The organism is Mucilaginibacter sp. (assembly GCF_039207105.1).
Taxonomy (GTDB): Bacteria; Bacteroidota; Bacteroidia; order Sphingobacteriales; family Sphingobacteriaceae; genus Mucilaginibacter.
Window position 1 is genome coordinate 1 of sequence record NZ_JBCECK010000293.1, and the last position, 2,843, is coordinate 2,843.

Below are 2,843 nucleotides of genomic sequence, written 5' to 3' on the forward strand. Positions count from 1 at the left end.
AAGAAGGTGTTGCCGAAACTACTGCCCTATTAAAGGAGTACGAAGAGATAAACGAGAAGTTTGGACTGGAAGAATACTACAGTGATGCCGACAAAATGGATAAGCTGATGGCCCGCCAGGGCGAACTACAGGATCAGATTGACGCGGTAAATGCCTGGGAGCTGGATACCAAACTGGAACGCGCTATGGATGCACTGCGTTGTCCTGAACCCGATACCAAGATTTCGGTACTATCAGGCGGTGAGCGTCGCAGGGTAGCACTTTGCCGCTTGCTATTAAAAGAACCGGATGTTTTGCTGCTGGATGAGCCTACCAACCACCTGGATGCAGAATCAATTGATTGGCTGGAGCAGCATTTACAACAATATAAAGGTACCGTTATAGCCGTAACGCACGACCGTTACTTCCTGGACAATGTGGCCGGATGGATCCTGGAACTTGACCGCGGCGAAGGTATTCCGTGGAAAGGTAACTACTCTTCATGGCTCGATCAGAAAGCCAAACGCCTGGCACAGGAAGAAAAAAGCGAAAGCAAACGCCAGAAAACCCTCGAGCGCGAGCTGGAATGGGTGCGCATGGGGCCAAAAGGCCGTCATGCCAAATCAAAGGCCCGTTTAGGTAATTATGAGAAACTGGCATCTGAGGAAACCAAGGAACGCGAAGAAAAATTGGAGTTGTTTATTCCGCCGGGCCCTCGTTTGGGTAATGTGGTGATTGAAGCCAACGGTGTAAGTAAATCATACGGCGATAAATTATTGTTTGATAACCTGAGTTTCTCCTTGCCTCCTGCAGGTATCGTGGGTATCATCGGGCCAAACGGAGCGGGCAAAACCACCTTATTCCGTTTAATTACCGGTCAGGATCAGCCAGATGCGGGAACTTTCCGTGTGGGTGAAACCGTGGCCTTAGGTTATGTTGACCAGATGCACGATGACCTTGACCCTAATAAATCTGTTTGGGAAAACGTTACCGGTGGACTGGAAACCATTATGGTTGGTAACCGCCCGCTTAACTCACGTGCCTATGTATCCAAATTCAACTTTAACGGTGCCGATCAGCAGAAAAAGGTAGGTGTACTATCGGGCGGTGAACGCAACCGGGTACACCTTTCAATCACTCTGAAAAAAGGATCAAACGTATTGCTGCTGGATGAGCCCACCAACGATATTGACGTAAACACCCTGCGCGCACTGGAAGAAGCCCTGGAAAACTTTGGCGGCTGCGCCGTAGTGATCAGTCACGATCGCTGGTTCCTTGACCGTATATGCACACACATCCTGGCCTTTGAAGGTAATTCTCAGGTTTACTTTTTTGAAGGAAACTATTCCGACTACGAAGAGAACCGCAAAAAGCGCCTGGGTGATGTAGCGCCAAAACGGATTAAGTATAAGAAGCTGACGGCGTAGAAGCCCGAAGCCCCCTCTAAATCTCCCCCTGAAGGGGGAGACTTGAATACATAAAATAAAAAGCTGACGATATCTAAAGATTTTGTCAGCTTTTTATTTTATGTATCAATCAATATAACAAAACGATTGAGGAGGAACACTACCTGTTATTACCTCTTGAAGTTTTTTAGCTTTTTCATAAACAGTTAATTTTTTTATCTGAATTGCATGAGCCAAATTTTTATCTTTAAAATACTGTTGGAAAAAGCTTTCCTTTATTCCTGAAAACTCTTTTGTAATACCCCAAATTTCCCCAGGAGATGCAGACAAAATCTCACCTATTTGAAATTCACCAACCACTCTTCCAACTGGCATTGTTGAATAAATAACAATAGTCTTTATATTCTTCTTCTGAAAAATACATTTCCTATATTCAAACTTTTTTTCACCGGAAAATATCTTTTCTACATATTCTGGCTTAATCGATAATAATACTTTCACTTACTTTCCCCAACTTTAACATTGATTCAAAATGATTATTTGACAATTTCATAAATCCCCAGTATTCGGTGGGGCTCAACCCAGCATTTTCAATAAGATTTCCTCTGGTTACCCTTTTTGCAAACGCTGCATTATACGTCATTTTAATCACAAAGAAATCTTTTTTGTAAAAACTTTTCAATTCATTTTCGTCAAAAATGCTATAATCTCTACAGTATTTTAAATAATCATCAACATCTTTAAAGTCTTTTTTCGATTTTAACTCTTCAACAACACAAACAGATGTAGCAACTGATCTAAAATACGCAGGACCATTTCCATCAGAAGTCCTATAAATAATGATATTGTCTCCCGTTTTTAATATAGATACATTCATATAACATATATAAATCTTGTGGATGCTATTTGTATGAGAAATATCTTTTATGATATCATAAGTTTCGGAATTTAACAACGAATCCGGGAATAGTCTTGAATGAAATTGTGGATATATAGATAATAGATATTTCGAGGTCTTTTGTCTTTTTATCAATGGGTAATCAACACAAACATCACCTTTTTCAGATAATAATTCTTTGACCAGTACCTCTTCAATTCCATTTTGAGTTGTTTTTTTAGCTTTAATTTCAAAGCCATATTTCTGAAACAGTTGGATTAACCCAGCATGTTTACTGAAAATTGTTACATAAATTGAATCAACACCGTTAACTATGGCATAGTCAAACATTTTCTTTATATACCTTTCTCCAAGTCTTGTTCCATGTGGGTTTATTTTAAATGTTCCAACTTTTACCCTTTTTGCCTTAGTCAAAACCGGATCAACATCTGTGATTTCTTCATCTTCTATTTTAAGATACAGAAATCCTTGTATCAAATTTCCACTTGTAGTGATAAAAGCACTTTCATTAGCAGCAGCTTTTTTATTAAACCATTGTTCAAATTCTTTATAATCGACTT

The 2,843-nt window shown here is 39.8% G+C and carries 2 protein-coding genes and 1 pseudogene; 1 reads left to right on the forward strand and 2 read right to left on the reverse strand.

Translation table 11 applies throughout. The features are described 5' to 3' along the window. Positions 1-1,406: energy-dependent translational throttle protein EttA (ettA, locus tag AAGC65_RS25730; protein ID WP_343115317.1), on the forward strand; the 1,406-nt coding region annotated here is incomplete at its 5' end. Between the two features lie 105 nt (positions 1,407-1,511). Here ettA and AAGC65_RS25735 read toward each other — a convergent pair. Then, positions 1,512-1,886, reverse strand: coding sequence for an ASCH domain-containing protein (locus tag AAGC65_RS25735; RefSeq protein WP_343115318.1), 375 nt, complete (start codon positions 1,884-1,886; stop codon positions 1,512-1,514). Next, positions 1,864-2,843: pseudogene (locus AAGC65_RS25740) on the reverse strand (hypothetical protein); the annotation flags it as partial. The pseudogene AAGC65_RS25740 and the gene AAGC65_RS25735, both read right to left, overlap by 23 nt.